Below are 19,316 nucleotides of genomic sequence, written 5' to 3'. Positions count from 1 at the left end.
AATTTCTATAAAAGAGGTTATATCTATGGGCGGATACTTTGAATTTTTAAGAAAGAAAGATGATGCAGAGTTTACGTTATTCTGCTTTCCTCATGCTGGAGGAACAAGTGAGTTATATAAGAATTGGGATGAAATTATAAACGAAAATTGCAATGTGTGTATACTAACTCTACCAGGAAGAGGGAGAATGGCTTTAGAAAAGCCGTTTCAAGATATAAGTAAGGTGTTAGAACAGCTGAGCCGAGATATTGAAAGCCTCTTAGAAAAACCATTTATCTTTTTTGGTCATAGTATGGGCGCATTAATAAGTTATGAATTAGCTAAATTATTACAGAAGAATTTTAAAAAACAACCAGATCATATATATGTATCAAGCTATCCCGCTCCTCATTTATTAAATGAAAATCTAATTAAAGATGAAATAAATGATGCAGAGTTAATAATAAAATTAAAAGAATTAAATGGAACACCAAAAGAAATATTAAGCCATAAAAGGTTTATAAAAATGTTACTTCCTATTATAAGGGCGGATTTTGCAGTTTTAAATTCTTATAACTTTAAAGAAGGGGTAATTCTTGATTGTCCAATAACAGCTATTATTGGTACTAATGACAATTTAAATATTGAACAGGCAAAAGAGTGGTTTAAACATACTACTAATATGTTTACTTTAAAAATTTATCATGGGGATCACTTCTATTTAAATGATCTTAGTATACAAAATGAGTTGGGTCAATTAATTGAAAAGGATTTCGCAAAATTATAAATAAAAATTTAATTTAGTTTACTAATTATTGAAACAGGGGGTATTTATGCGACAAGATGAGAATTTGCCACATTTACATCAAAGCTTAAAAGAGAGGCATATTACACTTATGTCTCTTGGTTCTACTATTGGAGTAGGATTATTTTTAGGTTCCGCATCTGCTATTAAATTAGCCGGTCCATCTATTTTATTTGCATATACTATAGCTGGATTTGCTATTTTTTTTATAATGAGAGCGTTAGGGGAAATGACTATTCATAGACCCATATCAGGATCTTTTGGCCAGTATGCATATGACTATTTAGGTCCACTAGTGGGATACCTAACTGGTTGGAATTATTGGTTTTTATGGGTTATAACCTGTATGGCTGAAATAACCGCTATTGGTGTATATATGCAATATTGGTTTCCAAATACACCACGTTGGTTATGGGCCCTATTGGCACTATTATTAATGAGTATTTGTAATTTTATGGCTGTAAAGCTTTATGGAGAATTAGAGTTTTGGTTTTCGCTTATAAAGATAGTGACTATTATTTTTATGATTGTTGTTGGGACAGGGATGATTTTATTTGGTATAGGTAATCAGGGGATTCCTACTGGAATTCATAATTTATGGGATCACGGCGGGATTTTCCCTAATGGTATAAAAGGGTTTTTACTTTCATTACAAATAGCATTATATGGATATTTAGGAATAGAGATGATTGGTCTAACAGTAGGAGAAGCCCAAAATCCTAAAAAGTCAATTTCAAAGGCAATAAATAATGTGTTTTGGAGAATTTTAATATTTTATGTAGGAGCTTTATTTGTAATAATGTCAATTTACCCATGGAATAGTATTGGAGATCAAGGAAGTCCATTTGTATTGACTTTTGAGCAAATAGGTATAGCTAAGGCAGCGGCTATAATAAATTTTGTAGTGGTAACAGCAGCACTTTCTTCATGTAATGGAGGGTTATTTAGTACAGGTCGAATGTTATTTACATTGGCAAGACAAGGTAAGGCACCTCGGGCATTTGGAGAATTAGGTAAAAATGGAGTTCCTATTAAATCGACGTTAGTAACATCCGCTGTTTTATTAATAGGAGTAGTCCTAAATTATTTGGTGCCAGGAAAAGTGTTTACTTGGTTAACTAGTATTGCTACATTTGCAGCGATTTGGACATGGATAATAATAATAATATCTCAGTTGCAATTTAGAAAAAAATTATCTAATACGGAAAAGAAAAAGTTATCATATAAAATTCCCTTTTTTCCGTATAGTTCCTATATGACTCTAATGTTTTTATTAGTTATTTTAGTAACTATGCTATATTCGGATGACAACCGCATAGCGTTAATCGTTGGTCCTATATGGATTTTAATGCTAACAGGAATCTATTATAAAAAGTTTAAAAAAGATAGCACGTTAAGTCATCGAAATCAACGAACCTCCTAAATTGATTTTTTTAAAATTTAAGGGGATGACTATTATTGTGGGATGGGCCACCATCCAAAGTAAGAAAATCTTGGGCATGTGCTTAATTATTAAAGAATGCAGATCTAATAGGTTAGCAGATGGTGGCTCATTTTAATTTAAAGTTAGTTAAAAAGAACTAGGGAAGGGTAAGAACTCTAGAAAGATTTTTAATTGCTTTTTTTAACTATGGTTTGTTTATTTTCAACAAAATAATATTATTAATAAATAAAAAAATTTTATACTTAGATTTACATTTTTTTATTTTGTCTGAAATTTTAAAGATAATTATATATTTATTAGAAAAAAATTAGGTTTAGGAGTGTTAATTATGCCAAAAAATACAGTAGAAGAAATTATGAAAGCAAGAAAAAGTGTGAAAAAATACGAAAAAGGAATAAAAATCCCTCAAGATCAAATAGAAGATATTTTAAAATTAGCTACTACTGCCCCTTCAGCTTGGAATTTGCAGCATTGGAGATATATAGTTATTTCGTCAGAAGATGGTAAGAATCGCTTATTACCAATTGCGTATAATCAAAATCAAGTAGTAGATTCATCTGTAACAATAGTAATTTTGGGAGACTTAGAAGCTAATAAATCTGCCTATGAAATATATAATCAAGCAGTTAAAGAGGGACATATGAATCAGCAAGTTTGTGAAACTTTAATCGATCAAATTGAAAGTGCCTATAAACATAATAAATCATTCGCAAGAGATGAAGCTATTTTAAATTCATCATTATTTGCAATGCAGATTATGCTGTCAGCGAAATCAAAAGGGTATGATACCTGTGCGATGGGGGGATTTAATAAAGCAGCGCTTATAAAAGAATTAAATATTTCAAGTCGCTTTGTACCAGTTATGTTATTGACAATTGGTAAGGCGGCAGCACCGGCTTATCCAAGTTCTCGTATTTCATTGGATAAATTGGCACTTAGAGAAGAATTGTAATAAAACAATAAGAAATGGAATGATGAATAGCTATGCGAGAAAAAAAGAGATTAGCAATAATTGGCTCGGGTGTTTCTGGTTTATGTACCTTTAATTATTTAATTAAGGAATTCAAACTTTTAAACGTAGACCTAAATATAACAATGTATGATAGGAACGCTATGATTGGGCCTGGAGTACCATATCAGGAAGATTATGATGTCTTATTATTAAATAGACATTCTCAACAAATGTCTGTGTTCAATGAAGAACCTGATGATTTTTGGCAGTGGTATAAAAAGAAACATGAAGTATATTTTTCTCTAGATGAATTCCTTCCAAGACGTTTTTTTGGACAATACCTTAATGAAACTTTTCATAAATCATTAAAAATAGCTAAAGATAAAAATATTTATGTAGATGTTAAGTTTGATGAGGTTGTTAATATACAAGCCATAAATGATGATAAATTTATTGTAACATCTTTGAAGGATAGAACAGAGTATGATTACGTGATATTGTGTCTAGGTCACACTAAATTATCTGATTATTACGAATTGGAAGGTAATGAAAAATTTATTTATGACCCTTATCCGTTAATAAAAACCTTAAATAATATAAATGATAAAGAGGACATAGGTATTTTAGGATCTAGTTTAACTAGCATTGATGTTAGTGTAGTTTTGAAAGAGAGAGGGCATCAGGGGAAAATCCATATGTTATCAAGAAATGGATTGCTTCCAGCTGTTAGGGGGAATATTCAGCCGTATAAATTAAACTTTTTTACTGAAGAAACTCTAAATGAGTTACTTTTAAAGAATAATAATGAAATTACACTTGAACAGATAATTAATATTCTAAGTAAAGAATGTCAGTATGTAGGTTTGAATTTGAATAATATGGTATATAAAAGAAAACATAATCTAACACCTAGTCAAGCAATAGAAAGCGATATGAAAAATCTAAATGAGATAGGTTTATGGCAATCGATTCTAATGACGGCAAATGATGTGATTAGTGAATATTGGTATTATCTAAATCCAAATGATAAGATGGTGTATTTGAAAAAATATGAACGCTTATTTATGAGTGAAAGGAATCCTATGCCTATATTAAATGCAAAGAAGATTTTAGAAATGCTAAATGAAAACAGGCTTGTGGTTAAAAAAGGAATAAAAGATATAAAAATTATAAATGATCAGTTTCAAGCTTATTTTAAAGATTCTGAAGAAAAATATGGATACATTGTTAATGCAGTGGGATCTACAAAATATTTACACAAATCTTGTAGAGATCAATTATTAGATCATTTAATAGAGTTTGGAACAGTAAAACTAAATAATTATGGTGGTATTGAAGTAGATTTTAAATCTGGAAGTATTATTAATGCAAATGGTAAGGTAAATAAGCAGCTAAAAGCTTTAGGGCATATTACTTGTGGAACTTATTATTTCACAAGTTCTGTTGAAATGATATCTAAGCAGGCAAAACTAATATCAAATGATATTTTAGAACATATGTCTAAAATCGCATTGGTGAGTGTATGAAATTGAATTTCAGAATGGTTAAGAATAAAAATAATTTACTTTTAATAACTTTAATTTGCTTAGTGTGTATACCTCAACTATCTATTAGTTTATATTTACCTTCATTACCTCATATGTCAAATGATTTTAATACTGGAAATGATTTAATGCAATTAACATTAAGTATATATATGGTTGGATATGCCATATCAACTTTAGCTTGTGGAATATTTTCTGATAGATATGGGAATAAACCAGTAATTACTTTTGGATTGTTCTTATATTTATTGGCAACAGTTATTTGTTTATATACCTCAAATATTTATGTTTTAATTTTGGGTAGATTTCTTCAAGCACTTGGAGGCGGTTGTGGTACGGTACTGGCTAGAGTTATTGCTAAAGAAAAGTTTAAAGATAAAGAACAATTGAATGTACTTACAAATTTATCGACGGCAATTGCAGTTACACCAGCAATTGCACCAGCGATTGGAAGCTTTATTCAGACGTATTTAAATTGGAGATATTGCTTTGTATTTTTATTAGTTCTTGTGTCTATCGTTTTAATTTTAACTTTATGCATTTTAGAGAAAGAAAAAAATGTACAAGGTAAAAAGAATATAAATTTAAAATCTATATTTAATAATTATAAATTATTACTAACACATAAAATATTTTTAGCTTATAGTGTTGCTATAGGACTTGCTTGGTGCGCATATTATACATTTATTCAATCCTCTTCTTTTGTATTACAAGGATTCTTTCATGTTAGCCCAAAATCATATAGTTTAATGTATGCTTTGGTAATTATAGGATATATTATGGGGACCACTTTTACTAGAAGAAATGGGAGTAGGGTAGGCCTAAATAAAGTAATTATGTATGAAAGCTATATTGCCCTTTTTTCTTCAATATTAATGGTAATAGCCGTTTGGATTATTCCTTATAATCCATTTGGTATAATATTCCCGATGATGTTACTAATGATTGGTGTAGGAGGGATTTTTCCTGCATGTCAGGCTGCAGTAATGAAACCATTTAATGAAATTGTAGGGACCGCTTCAGGATTGTTTTTCTTTATACAAATGATATTTGGCTTCTGTTGTGGCCTTATACTTAGTGCTTTTAATATGACATCGCAGCTTCCAATGGTCTTAACTATTTTAGTTTGTTGTATTTTGTTAGTTGCAAGCTTTTACCAATTAATTTATAGGAATTTTAAAGAAATAAAACGTGCTTAATAGCATTCAATTTAATAAACCTTCAAAATAACTACTTAAAAACCAGTTATCTGAAGATAACTGGTTTTTATTTATATAGATCAAGATTTTAAAAAAGCTATTATTGTAGCTACACCGATGGTTGTTATAATTGTATTTCTTATAAGAGTATTTAGAAGTTACATCACTTACAGGTTATAGTAATAATCAAATTGTACTAAAAATTTAGTTAGTATGCAAAAAATGAGAAGAATGTTTGACACTCTTCTCATTTTCTGTGATTAGGGTCTGCATACTCACCAAATATGCAGTTGAGTAGATTGATGGATAAACAATCTACTCAACTATTATAACAAAATAATTAAAGCATTAGATATGCAATGTTACATATTTGGTGCTAATAAAGTTGATATTCATTCTTTTAGTTAGAAAGATGTTATTGCCTGAAGTAATTAAGAATATTAATTTAGAAATTGTTGAGGGAGTATTTCAACTGTATAACAACATTTATAAATTCTAATATCAGGTTGTATATTTATTACCTGTTGTGGTAGTTATAAGATTATTTTTAATAATAAAAATGAGAAGAATATTTATCATTCTTCTCACTTTTAGTAATTAAGGTTGCCTACATACATTTTCGTATGTGTGGATTCGATGAATGTAAGATCCACATAACTATTATAACAAAATGATTAAAGGTCTTCATATGCAATATTGCATATGAAAAGTAGATATAATAGCACGGTTTTTTTATGATTAGAATTATTATTGTATTCTTTCTGTTTTTATCTGTGAAATTATGAAGGGCTATGATGTTTCATTGTGGGTGAAAGAATACAAATCTTTCGTAAGTGAACCTAGTATTATTAATTTCTAGACACACATCTTTTTATGAAAATATAGAAGTGAATTTCAATAATTCTTATTTATCTTATAAGAATTATAAGGTATAATAAAATTAGGTGCAAAGATGCACTATTTGAAAAAGAGTTCAAGGCAAAAAGGAATCCGTAAAGGATTCCTTTTTTTGTTTTTTAGAAAATGAAACAAATTTGTAATTATCTCCTTTAATTCACTGGTTTTAAAGTTAGTTACTATATACTTTATTAAAAAGCCAGTACAACCATAATGTGAAGTCTCGATAATATTGAACTTGAATATACAATTGCGATTAATTATTATACTAGTCTGCCAAATAATCAATTTAAATCAGAACATTCGGAATTTAAGGGGGTTGCTTTTAAATTATATATTAATGAATTATGCCTCCTTAGATAAAACAAATCGAGTTCAGATAAACGAAGAACATAGAATACATAATTTTTAACTAGATTTATTGTTAACTAATTTATCCCCACCACCAAGCTCGGCCTCAATCTGCGAAGTCTTCGATGACTCATCCATACGCCAATACGTAATAAAGCTGATCGCGATACATCCAGCTACGTAGAAGTAGAAGAGTGATTCCATTCCGATACTCTTTAGCCATAATGCGATGAACTCAGCTGTTCCGCCGAATATCGCAACGGTTAGTGCATATGGTAAACCTACGCCAAGTGCGCGAATTTCAGTTGGGAAGAGTTCTGCTTTTACAATTGCGTTAATCGATGTGTAACCAGTAACAATAATAAGGCCGACCATCATAAGTAAGAACGCTACGATTGGTTCTGTCGTTTTTTCCATGAAGAAGAAGATCGGTGCTGTTAGTAATGTTCCGAGAATACCGAATGCCATTAATAGTGGGCGGCGTCCAATTTTATCGGATAATAGCCCTGCAATTGGCTGAAGTACGACGAATATAAGTAGTGCGACAAAGTTAATCCAGCTTACAACTTCTTTCGGAAGGCCGACTGTGTTTACCATGAACTTTTGTAAATATGTTGTGTACGTATAAAATGCAACAGTGCCTCCTAATGTTAGGCCGACTACTGTTAATACTGCTTTCGGATGTTTCATAAGAGCGCGAATGGTTCCTGCGCTTTCACGTTTTTGTGATTTTATGTTTGCGAATTGCTCCGATTCATCCATCGTGCGGCGAAGCCATAATACAGCTACTGCACCCATCGCTCCAATAATGAATGGAATACGCCATCCCCAAGCTTTCATATCTGGTTCGCTTAGTAATTGCTGAAGAACAATTTGAACGCCTAACGCAACCATCTGTCCAGCAACGAGCGTTACATATTGGAAGCTTGAATAAAAACCGCGGCGTCCACTACTAGCCATTTCAGATAAATACGTTGCGGAAGTTCCGTACTCTCCGCCAAGTGATAATCCTTGAAGTAAACGAGCAAGAACTAAAATAATTGGTGCCATAATACCGATGCTTTCGTAACTAGGTGTACAGGCAATAATTAAAGAACCACCGGCCATAACCGTAATGGAAAGCGTTAATGCCGCCCGGCGTCCATGCCGATCCGCATAACGTCCCATTAATAAACTCCCAATAGGGCGCATTAAAAACCCAACTGCGAAAATAGCTGCTGTGTTCAGTAATTGACTCGTTGGATCTCCTTTAGGAAAGAACTCTGCTGAAAAATAAACAGCGAAAGCAGAGTAAACGTACCAGTCGTACCATTCAATTAAATTGCCGACAGAACCTTTGAAAATATTGCCGGCGACTCGGTTTGATTTTACTTGAGCCATACTAATTCCTCCTCTTGCTTATAAATAAAATAACAATTATGAAAGCGTGTTCATTGTAGTTGAATTGTACTGTTCTTTAAATGAAATCTCAATATTATGACAATTTTATTCTTTTTGTACTTTATGAACATGGATATTTTTAATAGTTGCTTCATTTTCAGTTTTGTCATAATAATAGAAAAAGGAGATTGATAGTTTTGAATATTTTATCAAAGGGTATGGGGTATGAAAAAATCACGCAAAGTTTCATTGCAAACGAAAATAGTGAGCTTAATTATTACGTTAATTTTATTTGTCGTTCTCCTATTAGCGGGAATATTTGTTTACATTCAGTCCGTTGATACGAAGCGCCAAGTAGAACAGTTAGCGCTGCAAACGGCTAAATCTCTTTCTTTTATGCCAGCTATAAAAGAAGCTTTTCAAAATAACGAGCATAAAAGTACCATTCAATCTATTGCGGAACAAGTTCGAGAGCAAGCTGATGCAGATTATGTCATTATAGAAGATCGCTTTGGGGTTATGTATTCCCATTCTAATTCGGATTTAATTGGCACAAAGAGTAACAATCCATATAACTATGAAGCACTCACTTTTGGTGGCTATTATACGCTTGAAGGAAATGGTGAAAGTGGTCCGGCTTTAATGGCGAAAGCACCCATTATTGTTCATAACGGAGACTACAATCAAGTCGTAGGTGTTGTGACAGTAGAGTTTCTAATAAAAGGTATTCAATCTAACATATTGAGTAGAACGAAAGAAATTATCCTCTTTTCCTTAGGTGTATTACTAGCTGGAATTGTTGGCGGCATTCTTTTAGCACGTAGTATTCGTAAAGATACACTCGGTTTAGAGCCGAATGAAATCGCAGCGCTATACCGGGAACGAAGTGCGATACTACTATCTATAAAAGAAGGGATTATCGCTATTGATCAAAACGGTTTTATTACAATGATGAACACCTCAGCAGAAGAAATGCTTCATGTAAATGGTGATTATATGCAGCAGCACATTTCAAAAGTTTTACCGAATTTTAATATGGAAAGAGTGCTAGAAACCGATCAAGAAATCGCGTTTCAAGATAAAGTGTTTATTTTAAACATGACACCGATACTCGAAAATAATAGTACGGTAGGCGTTGTATGTAGTTTTAGAGATAAAACAGAACTGCAAAACTTAGTGAATACGATATCTGAGGTAAGAAAATATTCCGAGGACTTACGTGCTCAAACACATGAATTTACAAATAAACTTTTCGTCTTATCAGGATTACTTCAGTTAGGACATTACAAAGAAGCAATTGAATTTATCCAACAAGAATCTAATATTCATCAAAGCCAAAATCATATTTTGTTCCATCAAATTCACGATGCGAAAGTACAAGCTATTTTATTAGGAAAACTCGGAACAGCGTCTGAGAAGAAAATTGAGTTTCATATTGAAGGAGATAGTGCGCTTCATCCGTTACCAGACCATATAAAGGTGTCGCATCTTATTACGATCCTTGGAAACATAATCGACAATGCATTTGATGCGGTGAGTACACAAGAGGAAAAGAATGTGTCCTTCTTTGTTACGGATATTGGGCACGATATTGTGTTTGAAGTGATAGATAGTGGGATAGGGATACCGGCAGAAAAAATCACGACTATTTTTCAAAAAGGATTTTCAACGAAAGGAAATGATCGTGGTTACGGACTAGCAAACGTGAAAGAAATGGTAGATCTACTAGGGGGAACAATTGAAATTCAAAACGAGAAAAATGGGGGAGCTATTTTTACAATTTACCTTCCGAAAACATTGAAAGAAAGTACATGACAAACAGGGGGATGGGCATATGTTGAAGGTTGCAATTGCAGAGGATGATTTCCGCGTCGCGCAAATTCAGGAAGAGTTTTTATCAAAAATAAAGGACGTAAAAGTGATTGGAAAGGCATTGAACGCGAAAGAAACGATGGAACTACTACAAAGGGAAGAAATCGATTTACTTCTATTAGATAATTATTTACCAGACGGAATCGGAACAGACTTACTGCCGAAAATCCATGCCGACTTTCCAAACGTTGACGTCATTATGGTTACGGCGGCAAATGAAAACCATATGCTAGAAAAAGCAATTCGAAACGGCGTAAGCAACTACCTTATAAAACCGGTCACGTTAGAAAAATTCGTCCGCACAATTGAAGACTATAAAAGAAAGAAACAATTATTACATAGTAACAATGAAGTGAATCAAGCACTCATCGATAACTTCTTCGGCATTTCGCAAACACAAGACATAAAAAACTTACCGACAGGTGTGGATCCGTTAACACTGCAAAAAGTGAAAGGGATTATAAAAGGATTCGAAGAGGGCATTACAATAGAAGAAATGGGAGAACAAATGGGTGCCTCCAGAACAACCGCAAGAAGATATTTAGAATACTTAGTAGCGACCGGCGAATGCACAGTAGAATACACATACGGCATCATCGGACGACCAGAACGGAAATATCGCATAGGATGAGGACTATGAAAAAACGATTATTACTATGTATATGGATCATGACAGGAGTAATAGCTGGTTGTTCTGTAGAAAAAAAGAAAAAGAATAAAGTGAACATAGAAGAAGTAGAAATCGTTGCACCAAACGTTCAAGGAGCAGGATGGGACTTAACGGCACGAGCGATGCAAAAAACGCTAACAGAAGAAAAAATCTTCACAAAACCAATCATTGTTACAAACAAAGTAGGTGGCAGCGGTGATGTCGGATGGAAATATACGAAACAAAAAGGCGGTCACGTACTAGCGATTAACTCAAGCTTACTCATAACGAACAACCTACTAGGCCACAGTAAACTAACATATAAAGACTTCACGCCGCTCGCAACACTTGCATCGGACTGGGAAGTCGTTGTCGTCTCGAAAGAATCAAACATAGAAAACGCAAAACAACTAATGGAACAACTAAAACAAAACAAGAAAAACTTCAAAATCGGCGTTGCACCAGGCCTAGGAAACGACGATCACCTATCATTCGTACAAGTAAGCAAAGCATTCGGCATAAACCCTGCCGAACTACAATTCTTCGTCTACGAAAACAAAGAAAAAATCATAAACGCCCTAACGAACAAACAAATCAGCGCCGCAACCATGACCCTATCCGAAGCCGAAAAACAATACAAAGCCGGCAAAATAAAAATACTAGCCGTATCCGCACCAAAACGCCTAGACCGCCTACCAGAAATCCCAACATGGAAAGAACAAGGAATCAACGTCACATTCCAGCACTGGAAAGGGATTATGGGCCCAAAAGATATGACGGAGGAAGAGGTTGCTTATTGGGATGGTGTGATTAAGAAGATGGTGGAGAGTGAGAGTTGGAAGGGGATTTTGAGGGAGCGGGGGTGGGAGAGTTTTTATAAGGATAGTGGGGAGAGTAGGGGGTTTTTGGAGGAGTGTCATTTTAGGTATGAGGAAATGGTGAAAAAAGAGGCTTAAGAGGGAAGTATTCAATCAGGCTTTATTTTTGTAGTTACTTCTATATAATATAAAAGAGATGAGAGTGTTAGGCTAATTGTATTAAAAGGGCTAGATAGGGATAGATAAAATCTAGCTTACTGATTAAAAATATATTAGTCGTTAAAAGATATAAAAGGCATTTTTCAGTCTATAAAGTGTGGAAACATAAAGTATAGAGTTTCTGTGAGATTTAAGGAGGACATAATGAAGAAAAATATTTATGTTGTTGGAGCAGTAATTGTTCAAGATGAGAAAATTTTATGTGCACAAAGAGGACCATCTAAATCGCTACCTCTTATGTGGGAATTTCCAGGTGGGAAAATAGAAGAGGGAGAAACACCTCAAGAGGCGTTAAAGCGTGAAATTGATGAAGAAATGCATTGTAGCGTGCAGATTGGTGAGCAAATTGATTATACAGCCTATGAGTATGATTTTGGTATTGTTCATTTGAAAACTTTCTATTGTAAACTTGTTGAAGGAAGTCCGGTTCTAACTGAGCACGTAGCAATTAAATGGTTATATCCGAATGAACTAGCAGCTTTAGAGTGGGCACCTGCGGATATCCCGACTATTGAGAAATTATCAAAAGAATCGATTGTAAAGTAATTTGAAAAAAACTATTCGTTTTATACGGATAGTTTTTTATATTTGTAATAAATTTGCACTTTAAATCAGTGAGTAATACAATTAATATAAAAAATTGTCATAAATGGTGATCATATGGAGAATTTTATTCAAAAATTAGAGGGGTCTTTATATAAAGGGTTTATTGATCAAAAACATAATCATCCTGGAATATATAAGCCGAAATTATTAGTAAACAATACGAAAAAAAATGAAAATGTTTTAAGCTCATTATTGGAGGAGCTAGAAAATAGTACATCTTTTATTTTCTCAGTAGCTTTTATTACAGAAAGCGGGCTAGCGACTTTAAAATCACATTTCCTTGATCTTAAACAAAAAGGGGTTAAAGGACGTATATTAACATCTACATTCTTAAACTTTAATACACCAAAAGTGTTTAGAGAGTTAATGAAACTTGAAAATGTAGAAGTAAGATTAACAAATTTATCTGGTTTTCATTCAAAGGGATACATATTTGATAATAAAACACATTGTTCATTAATTGTCGGTAGTTCAAATCTAACTGCACATGCTTTGAAGGTAAACTATGAATGGAACGTTAAGTTAACATCGCATGAAGATGGAGAGATTGTACAGCATTTTAAAAACCAATTTGAAGAAGTTTGGGAGCATTCTCAAGTATTAACCGAAGAGTTGATTGCAAATTACGAAACAATATATGAGCAAGCTGCAGAAAATAAGTTACTAGATCGAGTTATAGAATTACCTGGTCAATATCACAATTCAATTGAAGAAGCTTTGAAAATTACCCCAAATAAAATGCAACAAGCTGCGTTACAAGAAATACAAGCTATTCGAGACGCCGGAAAAGAAAAAGGCTTAGTTATCTCTGCAACAGGAACGGGGAAGACATATCTTTCAGCATTTGATGTCAGAAATTTTGCACCTAAACGGATGTTATTTATTGTTCACCGAGAGCAAATATTAAATAAAGCGAAATCCGATTTTCAAAAAGTTCTTGGTGGGATAGATGAGGACTTTGGAATTTTATCAGGGTCAAATAAACAAATAAATGCTAAATATTTATTTGCGACGATCCAAACCATTTCAAAAGAAGAAAATTTACAGCAATTTGATCCTGGGTTATTTGATTATATTTTAATAGATGAAGTTCATAAAGCAGGTGCTGGTTCTTATCATAGAGTTATTGATTATTTTAAACCGAAATTTTTAATGGGAATGACCGCTACACCTGAACGTACAGATAATTTTAATATTTATGAGCTATTTGATTACAACATTGCTTATGAAATTCGATTGCAAGAAGCACTTGAAGAAGATATGCTTTGTCCTTTCCATTATTTTGGAGTAACTGATTTTGAATATAATGGTGAAAAGATAGATGACACTACTGTTTTATCTAAACTTGTTACGGAAGAACGAGTAGATCATATAGTTGAAAAAGTAAAATATTATGGTTTTTCTGGTGAGAAAGTAACAGGACTAATGTTTTGCAGCCGAAAAGATGAGGCAGAACAATTATCACATGCCTTAAATAATAGAGGTTTTCGCACATTTGCATTAACCGGCGATCATTCCCAAGAGGAAAGAGAACTGCGGGTGAATCAATTAGAAAATGGCATACTGGATTATATTTTAACAGTAGATATTTTTAATGAAGGTATTGATATTCCGAGTGTGAACCAAGTTGTTATGTTGAGACAAACTCAATCAAGCATTATCTTTATACAGCAGTTAGGGCGTGGACTTCGAAAACACGATTCGAAAGATTTTGTTACGATTATTGATTTTATTGGAAACTATAAAAATAACTATTTAATTCCGATTGCCCTTTCAGGAGATAGATCACAAAATAAAGATAATATACGTAGATATACAAATGACACGAGTTATATTAAAGGTATTTCAACAGTTAACTTTGAAGAGATAGCGAAAAAGCAGATCTTTAAAGCGATTAACAATAGTAATTTAACAGCAATGAAAGTATTGAAGGAAGCTTTTGCTGAGTTGAAAAATAGAATAGGAAGAACTCCATATCTATATGACTTTATAGTAAACCATTCTATTGATCCAGTTGTACTTGCAGAAGGATATTCGAACTATTATCAGTTCTTATTGAAAATGAAAGAAGATGTCCCTGCATTAACAGATTACGAAAATAAAGTTTTAACGATGTTTTCATTGGAAGTATTGAATGGAAAACGTAAAAACGAAATCGTTTTGTTAGACTTATTATTAAAGCAAGAAAAAGTTGATAAGGATGAGTATATAAAACAACTTGAAGAATCTAATTGCTTAACAGATGATGAAACGATTACTTCAGTACAACGAATTTTTGAATTAGAGTTTTTCTCACAAAACAGTCAAAAGAAATATGGAGAAAAGCCAATTCTCTCTTTACAGGACGATAAGATGTATATGTTTAATGATTCTATCCGAAAAAGCTTAGAACAAAATCAATACTTTAAGCGTATGGTTATGGACATTATTAAAAGTGCAAGGAAAAAGAGCAAAAACTATGAGTGTGATAGTAACCTTACTGTATATAAAAAATACTCAAGAAAAGATGTGTGTAAACTTTTAAATTGGCATAATGACGAGAGCTCAACTATGTATGGTTATAAGACAAAGTACTATACTTGTCCAATATTTATCACATACCATAAAAATGATGAGGTAGAATCCAGTGTGGACTACGGTGATGAATTCCTTAATCAAGATGTTCTTAAATGGTATACAAGAAGTAATAGAACATTAAAATCAAAGGAAGTTCAAACAATTATTGATGCTAAAGAAAATAATATTGACGTCCATATTTTTGTGAAAAAAGATGATGATGAGGGAAGCGACTTTTACTATTTAGGAAAAGCGACACCTGATAAAGCAAGTGTAGAACAAACTGAAATGAAAGATAAAAATGGAAAAGAACTACCTGTTGTTACGATGAATATGATTATGGAGAAATCAATTGATAATAAGATCTATGATTATATAAAGGACGGTAATGTTTTGTAGGTATATTAAATTTTTAATATCTTTATGTTTCTAAAATTATTAAGCGAATATAGATGGGGCTGTATCAAAATGACATCGGAGTATGCTTTTGATATGGTCTTTTTTATTGGAATTTAATATGTTTTTTATTAGATTTGTGGATTCATTTAATTGGTTTAAGTAGAATGTGGAGATGGGTCTTTCTAATCGAAGTAAACCGATAACTAGCCCCTCCTAAGCCCCTTACAAGCCCCTACCAAGTAATAAATCACTAAGAAAAAACATAACAAAACAAAAACACCAACAAACACCGTAGTAGTAGTCAAAAAAAATTTGAAATAACACGCCAAAAACCCTGCCATCCTCCCATATATATTATGAAGGGGCTTTTACTTTTGAACGGAGACGGGAGGAACTTTGATGGCGGTGTATCGTAATGTGCAGGTGAATTTTTGGCAGGATGATTTTGTTTTGGATTTGACGCCGGAGGAGCGGTATTTTTATGTTTATTTATTAACTTGTTCGAAGACGACGCAGTGCGGGATTTTTCCTTTTCCGAAGCGGTTAGCGGAGATGGAGACGGGTTATAATCGGGAGACTGTTGATAAGCTTGTGCAGCGCTTCATTGATTATGGGAAGATTCTTTATGATGCGGAGACTCGGGAGTTATTCGTTTTGAATTGGCTTCGTTATAATCCGGTGACGAATACGAATGTGGAGAAGTGTGTGCTTCGTGAGCTGAAGGGTGTGAAGAATAAGGAGTTTGTACATATGTTTCTTCAGAAGTGCATAGAGGAGGAGCTGAATGTTCCGATGCTTTTAGCGCATTTCGGTATGCCGAGTGATTTGGCTGTGGATGATGTTGATCCAGTTTGTGAGGAGACAGAGGAAGAAGAGGTTATAGAGGAAGAAACGGGAAGTCGCGTGTTTTCTTTTTATGAGCAACATTTTGGTAGTTTGTCTCCGCATACGGTGGAGGAACTGAGTGCGTGGATGGAAGATTTGTCAGAGGAGCTTGTGCTGAAGGCTCTTCAAATTGCGTTTGAGAATAATAAGCGGACGGTTGCTTATGTGAAGGGGATTTTGAGAGGGTGGCACGGGAAAGGGTTTACGAAAGTGTGTGAGGTGGAGGCGGATACGGCGAGCTTTAGGAAGAAGGAGTCGTCTGTTAGTACGGGGGAGACGGAGGAGTTTTTGGCGAGGTGTGAGGAGTGGGAGAAGAATGCGCCGTCAGAGGAAGAGTTGCAGCGCTTTTTAGCGGAGCGCGGGTGGCGTCCATGAGTATTCAAAATGTGGAGGCGGAAAAGACGGTGTTAGGTTCTCTATTAATTGATGGAGAGCTTATTAAGGAGTGCCGTTTGACGGAGCAGTATTTTTCTCTGTCAGTGCATAAGTCTATATTTCAGTTAATGCGAAAAATGGAAGAAGAGGGGCAACCGATTGATCTTGTGACGTTCATTTCTAGGGTAGATCCTAAGTTTTTAGAGGGAATCGGGGGAATGGAGTATTTTATAGGGTTAATGGATGGTGTGCCTACAACTGTCAACTTCCCTTATTATGAGGGGCTTGTTCGAGGTGCGTGGAAAATGTATCAGGCTGGTGTTCTCGGGCACAAGATGGGGGAGCGTCTTATTGCGGAGAAGAGTGAGAAAGTTATCGGTGAAACGATTACGGCACTTTGTGAGTTAGAGGAGAAAGACTCTGTATGTGAGTTTGATTTGAAGGATGCGTTAGTTGATTTGTATGAAGAGCTTCATCAAGATGCGAAAGAGATTACTGGTATTGAGACTGGTTATACATCGCTAAATAAAATGACGTGCGGATTGCAGAAAGGTGATTTTGTCGTCCTTGGTGCGCGTCCTTCTATGGGGAAGACTGCGTTTGCGCTAAATGTCGGACTACATGCGGCGAAGTCTGGATCGGCGGTAGGATTGTTTTCGTTAGAGATGAGTAGTAAGCAACTGTTAAAAAGGATGGCGTCTTGCGTAGGTGAAGTGTCAGGAGGTAGGCTGAAAAATCCGAAGCATCGTTTTGCGATGGAAGATTGGGAAAAGGTGAGTAAGGCGTTTGCGGAGATCGGGGAATTACCATTTGAGATTTACGATAACGCAGGCATTTCGGTGCAAGATATTTGGATGCAAACTCGTAAGCTAAAGAGGAAGCATGGGGATAAAAAGCTTTTGGTCATTGTAGATTACTTGCAGCTTATTACGGGTGATCCGAAGCATAAGGGCAATCGATTTCAAGAAATTAGTGAGATTTCTCGTAAGCTTAAGTTATTAGCGCGTGAATTAAATGTTTGTGTAGTAGCGTTATCACAGTTATCTCGTTCTGTAGAGTCACGACAAGATAAGCGTCCGCTATTATCTGATTTAAGAGAGACCGGACAAATTGAGCAAGATGCGGATGTGATAATGCTTATGTACCGCGAAGATTATTACGATAAGGAAACGAAGCAGAAAGAGATGACGGAGATTCATGTGGCGAAGCATCGGAATGGGCCTGTGGGGAGTTTTAAGTTGAGATTTTTGAAGGGGTTTGGAAGGTTTGTGGAGGGGGGAAAGTAGTGAAAGGGCAAGTTGTTTTGAAAATAGTATCTGCATGTGAACCAAAGTTGTAACGCTAATTTCATAAGTTATATAATAAAGAAAATGGTAACTAATAGTTAAGGGGGATTAGCTATTGGCAGGGAAGGATATTTCTTATCATAATAAAGATATTCTGATGAAGTTTTTAAGTGAATGTTATAGGGATAAAGGGCTTGAAGCATATGGATTAAAAGGCTTTCCAAAAATAAAAGAGCTGTTATTAAATGAATTCTCGAGAGTTCGTGCAGATCAAAGGCGCTCAGATACTTTATTTGAAATGGAAGATGGTTCAATTTTAATGTTAGAGTATGAAAGTAATACCCGTTTCCTTGAAAACCATTTGAAGTATATGGATTATGCAAATCAAATTATGTATCGTTATTATAATAAGAATAAAGAGTTACCGGATATTCGAATCGTAGTTATTTATACAAGTGAGGTAATGAATCCAATAGAAGAAATAGATGTATGTAGTATACGTTTAAATTCCAAAGCGGTTTTACTAAGCGAATATAATGGTGATGCTATCCTTCAAAAGGTTATTAAAAAAATGGAAGAAGGAAAATCTTTGACGGATGAAGAAACCATGAAATTAATACTTGTACCACTTATGCATAGTAGGGAAAAAAGACAAATTTTAATTGAGAAGACGATAGAAGTAGCAAAATGTATCTCCGATGAGCAAGAACAAATTCAAGTTATTGCCGGAATTCTTGTAGCTACAGATAAATTTATTGATGAAGACTACGCGAAAAAAGTAAAGGAGTGGTTACGGATGACAAAAGTGGGTCGTTTATATGAACAGGAGAAGCAAGAAGAAATTGATAAAGCACTTTCGGCAGCTGGAATGCTCTTTAAGGGAATGAGTATAGAGGAAGTGGCTAAGAAATTAGATGTAACAATTGAAAAGGTGAAAGAGTGGGAGAAGCGTTTATCTCATTAATCGCTGGATTAATGGGAATATTTCGCAAAGGGAAAATGGCAGTGTCTGTATAAATTTATATAAAAATAGCCGACTATTACATAATAGTCGGCTATTTTTATAAGGGGAAGTTGTTAGGTTTAATACGCAAATTTTT

14 protein-coding genes are annotated in these 19,316 nt (G+C 34.0%); 13 read left to right on the top strand and 1 reads right to left on the bottom strand.

What is annotated here, in order from left to right; all coding sequences use genetic code 11:
* Window positions 1-25: 25 nt before the first annotated feature.
* The 5 genes from ACTFR8_RS18680 to ACTFR8_RS18660 all read left to right on the top strand — a co-directional run bounded on the left by ACTFR8_RS18680 (window position 26) and on the right by ACTFR8_RS18660 (window position 5,923).
* Window positions 26-766 carry a thioesterase II family protein gene (locus tag ACTFR8_RS18680; protein ID WP_000509653.1) on the top strand — a complete coding sequence of 247 codons (741 nt, stop codon included), beginning with the start codon at window positions 26-28 and terminating at the stop codon, window positions 764-766.
* Between the two features lie 46 nt (window positions 767-812).
* Window positions 813-2,207, top strand: coding sequence for an amino acid permease (locus ACTFR8_RS18675; RefSeq protein ID WP_001248298.1), 1,395 nt, complete (start codon window positions 813-815; stop codon window positions 2,205-2,207).
* A 349-nt stretch (window positions 2,208-2,556) separates the two neighbouring features.
* The gene (locus tag ACTFR8_RS18670; protein WP_001125700.1) at window positions 2,557-3,180 is read left to right on the top strand and encodes a nitroreductase family protein; all 624 of its coding nucleotides are present in this window, start codon (window positions 2,557-2,559) and stop codon (window positions 3,178-3,180) included.
* A gap of 32 nt (window positions 3,181-3,212) precedes the next feature.
* A complete protein-coding gene (locus ACTFR8_RS18665) occupies window positions 3,213-4,706 on the top strand; it encodes an FAD/NAD(P)-binding protein (protein WP_001208355.1) in 1,494 nt (497 codons plus the stop codon).
* Window positions 4,703-5,923, top strand: a complete 1,221-nt coding sequence (locus tag ACTFR8_RS18660; RefSeq protein WP_000772962.1) for a multidrug effflux MFS transporter — start codon at window positions 4,703-4,705, stop codon at window positions 5,921-5,923. Before ACTFR8_RS18665 ends, ACTFR8_RS18660 begins: the two co-directional genes overlap by 4 nt.
* Before the next feature lie 1,305 nt (window positions 5,924-7,228).
* Here the strand turns inward: ACTFR8_RS18660 and ACTFR8_RS18655 are convergent.
* Window positions 7,229-8,551 carry an MFS transporter gene (locus tag ACTFR8_RS18655; protein WP_098906167.1) on the bottom strand — a complete coding sequence of 441 codons (1,323 nt, stop codon included), beginning with the start codon at window positions 8,549-8,551 and terminating at the stop codon, window positions 7,229-7,231.
* A 225-nt stretch (window positions 8,552-8,776) separates the two neighbouring features.
* On the opposite strand from ACTFR8_RS18655, the gene ACTFR8_RS18650 reads away from it, so the two are divergent.
* The 8 genes from ACTFR8_RS18650 (at window position 8,777) to ACTFR8_RS18615 (ending at window position 19,180) form a co-directional block, all read left to right on the top strand.
* Complete coding sequence (locus ACTFR8_RS18650) at window positions 8,777-10,366, top strand: ATP-binding protein (protein ID WP_074619228.1); 1,590 nt, start codon at window positions 8,777-8,779, stop codon at window positions 10,364-10,366.
* Between the two features lie 19 nt (window positions 10,367-10,385).
* Window positions 10,386-11,054: a response regulator gene (locus tag ACTFR8_RS18645; RefSeq protein WP_252209839.1), complete on the top strand. Its 669-nt coding sequence runs from the start codon at window positions 10,386-10,388 to the stop codon at window positions 11,052-11,054.
* A gap of 5 nt (window positions 11,055-11,059) precedes the next feature.
* A complete protein-coding gene (locus tag ACTFR8_RS18640) occupies window positions 11,060-12,028 on the top strand; it encodes a tripartite tricarboxylate transporter substrate binding protein (protein ID WP_252209840.1) in 969 nt (322 codons plus the stop codon).
* A gap of 225 nt (window positions 12,029-12,253) precedes the next feature.
* Complete coding sequence (locus ACTFR8_RS18635) at window positions 12,254-12,655, top strand: (deoxy)nucleoside triphosphate pyrophosphohydrolase (RefSeq protein ID WP_000739608.1); 402 nt, start codon at window positions 12,254-12,256, stop codon at window positions 12,653-12,655.
* A 114-nt stretch (window positions 12,656-12,769) separates the two neighbouring features.
* The gene (locus tag ACTFR8_RS18630; RefSeq protein ID WP_252209841.1) at window positions 12,770-15,670 is read left to right on the top strand and encodes a DUF3427 domain-containing protein; all 2,901 of its coding nucleotides are present in this window, start codon (window positions 12,770-12,772) and stop codon (window positions 15,668-15,670) included.
* Window positions 15,671-16,069: 399 nt separating this feature from the next.
* The gene (locus ACTFR8_RS18625) at window positions 16,070-16,930 is read left to right on the top strand and encodes a DnaD domain-containing protein (protein WP_252209842.1); all 861 of its coding nucleotides are present in this window, start codon (window positions 16,070-16,072) and stop codon (window positions 16,928-16,930) included.
* Window positions 16,927-18,216: a replicative DNA helicase gene (gene dnaB / locus ACTFR8_RS18620; protein ID WP_252209843.1), complete on the top strand. Its 1,290-nt coding sequence runs from the start codon at window positions 16,927-16,929 to the stop codon at window positions 18,214-18,216. Before ACTFR8_RS18625 ends, dnaB begins: the two co-directional genes overlap by 4 nt.
* 115 nt (window positions 18,217-18,331) lie before the next feature.
* The gene (locus ACTFR8_RS18615) at window positions 18,332-19,180 is read left to right on the top strand and encodes a transcriptional regulator (RefSeq protein ID WP_144405402.1); all 849 of its coding nucleotides are present in this window, start codon (window positions 18,332-18,334) and stop codon (window positions 19,178-19,180) included.
* Window positions 19,181-19,316 lie beyond the last annotated feature (136 nt).

The sequence above is a fragment of the Bacillus cereus group sp. MYBK15-3 genome (genome assembly GCF_051916765.1).
In the GTDB taxonomy this organism is placed as follows: Bacteria; Bacillota; Bacilli; order Bacillales; family Bacillaceae_G; genus Bacillus_A; species Bacillus_A cereus.
Note: the sequence above shows the minus strand (reverse complement) of the source record. Positions and strands in the feature narration are given on the sequence as shown.

Excerpts from the sequence above, each read along its gene's own strand:
- ACTFR8_RS18680 (WP_000509653.1), top strand. The coding sequence starts at position 26 with ATGGGCGGATACTTTGAATTTTTAAGAAAGAAAGATGATGCAGAGTTT.
- ACTFR8_RS18675 (WP_001248298.1), top strand. The coding sequence starts at position 813 with ATGCGACAAGATGAGAATTTGCCACATTTACATCAAAGCTTAAAAGAG.
- ACTFR8_RS18670 (WP_001125700.1), top strand. The coding sequence starts at position 2,557 with ATGCCAAAAAATACAGTAGAAGAAATTATGAAAGCAAGAAAAAGTGTG.
- ACTFR8_RS18665 (WP_001208355.1), top strand. The coding sequence starts at position 3,213 with ATGCGAGAAAAAAAGAGATTAGCAATAATTGGCTCGGGTGTTTCTGGT.
- ACTFR8_RS18660 (WP_000772962.1), top strand. The coding sequence starts at position 4,703 with ATGAAATTGAATTTCAGAATGGTTAAGAATAAAAATAATTTACTTTTA.
- ACTFR8_RS18655 (WP_098906167.1), bottom strand. The coding sequence starts at position 8,551 with ATGGCTCAAGTAAAATCAAACCGAGTCGCCGGCAATATTTTCAAAGGT.
- ACTFR8_RS18650 (WP_074619228.1), top strand. The coding sequence starts at position 8,777 with ATGAAAAAATCACGCAAAGTTTCATTGCAAACGAAAATAGTGAGCTTA.
- ACTFR8_RS18645 (WP_252209839.1), top strand. The coding sequence starts at position 10,386 with ATGTTGAAGGTTGCAATTGCAGAGGATGATTTCCGCGTCGCGCAAATT.
- ACTFR8_RS18640 (WP_252209840.1), top strand. The coding sequence starts at position 11,060 with ATGAAAAAACGATTATTACTATGTATATGGATCATGACAGGAGTAATA.
- ACTFR8_RS18635 (WP_000739608.1), top strand. The coding sequence starts at position 12,254 with ATGAAGAAAAATATTTATGTTGTTGGAGCAGTAATTGTTCAAGATGAG.
- ACTFR8_RS18630 (WP_252209841.1), top strand. The coding sequence starts at position 12,770 with ATGGAGAATTTTATTCAAAAATTAGAGGGGTCTTTATATAAAGGGTTT.
- ACTFR8_RS18625 (WP_252209842.1), top strand. The coding sequence starts at position 16,070 with ATGGCGGTGTATCGTAATGTGCAGGTGAATTTTTGGCAGGATGATTTT.
- dnaB (WP_252209843.1), top strand. The coding sequence starts at position 16,927 with ATGAGTATTCAAAATGTGGAGGCGGAAAAGACGGTGTTAGGTTCTCTA.